Raw genomic sequence first — 2,618 nt, forward strand, 5'->3', positions numbered from 1 at the left:
GAGTCACTGTCAGAATCCGAGTCGCTGTCAGAATCAGAGTCGCTATCAGAGTCCGAGTCAGAATCGCTGTCTGAGTCACTGTCGGAATCAGAATCCGAGTCAGAGTCCGAGTCGCTGTCAGAATCAGAGTCACTGTCAGAATCAGAGTCACTATCAGAATCCGAGTCACTGTCAGAGTCCGAGTCACTGTCAGAATCAGAGTCAGAGTCGCTGTCGGAATCAGAGTCACTGTCAGAATCCGAGTCACTGTCAGAGTCACTGTCGCTATCAGAATCCGAGTCACTGTCAGAGTCCGAGTCGCTGTCGCTATCAGAATCTGAGTCACTGTCAGAATCGCTATCAGAGTCTGAGTCGCTGTCAGAGTCAGAATCGAGTCACTGTCAGAATCAGAGTCACTGTCAGAATCCGAGTCGCTATCAGAATCCGAGTCGCTGTCAGAATCCGAGTCGCTGTCAGAGTCACTGTCGCTATCAGAATCCGAGTCACTGTCAGAGTCCGAGTCACTGTCAGAATCCGAGTCGCTATCAGAATCCGAGTCGCTGTCAGAATCCGAGTCGCTGTCAGAGTCACAGTCGCTATCAGAATCAGAGTCACTGTCAGAGTCCGAGTCGCTGTCAGAATCCGAGTCACTGTCAGAATCGCTATCAGAGTCTGAGTCGCTGTCAGAGTCAGAATCACTGTCGCTATCAGAATCCGAGTCACTGTCAGAGTCCGAGTCGCTGTCAGAATCCGAGTCACTGTCAGAGTCTGAGTCGCTGTCAGAGTCGGAGTCACTGTCAGAATCCGAGTCACTGTCAGAGTCCGAGTCGCTGTCAGAGTCCGAGTCGCTGTCAGAATCCGAGTCACTGTCAGAGTCAGAGTCACTGTCAGAGTCAGAGTCAGAGTCGCTATCAGAATCAGAGTCACTGTCAGAGTCAGAGTCGCTATCAGAATCAGAGTCACTGTCAGAGTCCGAGTCACTGTCAGAGTCAGAGTCGCTGTCGCTATCAGAGTCAGAGTCAGAATCCGAGTCGCTGTCAGAATCCGAGTCGCTGTCAGAATCAGAGTCACTGTCAGAATCCGAGTCACTGTCAGAGTCAGAGTCGCTGTCAGAGTCAGAATCGCTGTCGCTATCAGAGTCAGAGTCTGAATCACTGTCAGAGTCTGAATCCGAGTCGCTGTCAGAATCCGAGTCGCTGTCAGAATCAGAGTCGCTGTCAGAGTCAGAGTCGCTGTCAGAATCCGAGTCACTGTCAGAGTCCGAGTCGCTGTCAGAGTCACTGTCGCTATCAGAATCCGAGTCACTGTCAGAGTCCGAGTCGCTGTCGGAATCACAGAGTCGCTATCAGAGTCCGAGTCAGAATCGCTGTCTGAGTCACTGTCGGAATCAGAGTCGCTGTCAGAGTCCGAGTCGCTGTCAGAATCCGAGTCACTGTCAGAATCAGAGTCGCTGTCAGAGTCACTGTCGCTATCAGAATCCGAGTCACTGTCAGAGTCAGAGTCGCTATCAGAATCCGAGTCGCTGTCAGAATCCGAGTCGCTGTCAGAATCAGAGTCACTGTCAGAATCAGAGTCACTGTCAGAGTCCGAGTCGCTGTCAGAATCCGAGTCACTGTCAGAATCGCTATCAGAGTCAGAGTCGCTATCAGAATCAGAGTCACTGTCAGAGTCAGAGTCGCTATCAGAATCAGAGTCACTGTCAGAATCGCTATCAGAGTCAGAGTCGCTATCAGAATCAGAGTCACTGTCAGAGTCAGAGTCACTATCAGAGTCCGAGTCGCTGTCAGAGTCCGAGTCGCTGTCTGAGTCACTGTCGGAATCAGAGTCGCTGTCAGAATCTGAGTCGGAATCGCTGTCAGATTCACCGATAATGATTAATGTACCTGTTGTAGAGCCTTCATTACCCGCCGCATCAGTAGCAGTCACAAGGATTGTATGTGATCCCTCATTTAAAGCTGGTAGCGTGTTATCTGCTAGTGTCCATGTTCCATCACCGTTATTTACGGCTGTGTACTCTACACCATCTACAGTTACAATCACTTTCGCAGTAGGGTCATCTACAGTACCAGTTAATGTAGGTGTATTATCATGACTAGATAATTCATCAAACGTTACAATCGGTGCTACAGCATCAACAATCTCTGTTGCAGGTGGTGAGGTGTTACCTGCCGGATCTGTTGCCGTTGCCTTTACTTCATCGCCATCTTCAAGGCCAGGATTCGGTACTGTCCAGCTACCATCTGGGCCTGCAACAACAGTCGCTGTTGTACCATCCGGGAATGTCACAGTTACTGTTGAACCTGGTTCTGCCGTACCTGTAATCGGATCTGTACCATTGATTGGATCAATCTCTGGGGCTGCTGGTGCTACAGCATCAACAATCTCTGTTGCAGGTGGTGAGGTGTTACCTGCCGGATCTGTTGCCGTTGCCTTTACTTCATCGCCATCTTCAAGGCCAGGATTTGGTACTGTCCAGCTACCATCTGGGCCTGCAACAACAGTCGCTGTAGTACCATCCGGGAATGTCACAGTTACTGTTGAACCTGGTTCTGCCGTACCTGTAATCGGATCTGTACCATTGATTGGATCAATCTCTGGGGCTGCTGGTGCTACAGCATGATAAAGTAGTGGTTCAATAC

Annotated in this window: 3 protein-coding genes and 1 pseudogene; all 4 read right to left on the reverse strand. The window is 50.2% G+C overall.

The genetic code is table 11. The annotated features are described in order from the left end of the window. Positions 1-325: hypothetical protein (locus J536_RS25915; protein ID WP_171071516.1), on the reverse strand; the 325-nt coding region annotated here is incomplete at its 3' end. Positions 326-363: 38 nt separating this feature from the next. After that, complete coding sequence (locus J536_RS26335) at positions 364-1,314, reverse strand: hypothetical protein (RefSeq protein ID WP_228130727.1); 951 nt, start codon at positions 1,312-1,314, stop codon at positions 364-366. Then, positions 1,311-1,844 carry a hypothetical protein gene (locus J536_RS26340; protein ID WP_228130728.1) on the reverse strand — a complete coding sequence of 178 codons (534 nt, stop codon included), beginning with the start codon at positions 1,842-1,844 and terminating at the stop codon, positions 1,311-1,313. Before J536_RS26340 ends, J536_RS26335 begins: the two co-directional genes overlap by 4 nt. A gap of 4 nt (positions 1,845-1,848) precedes the next feature. After that, positions 1,849-2,618, reverse strand: a pseudogene (locus J536_RS26345) (Ig-like domain-containing protein); the annotation flags it as partial.

This window comes from Acinetobacter sp. 809848, assembly GCF_000581275.1.
Classification (GTDB): Bacteria; Pseudomonadota; Gammaproteobacteria; order Pseudomonadales; family Moraxellaceae; genus Acinetobacter; species Acinetobacter pittii.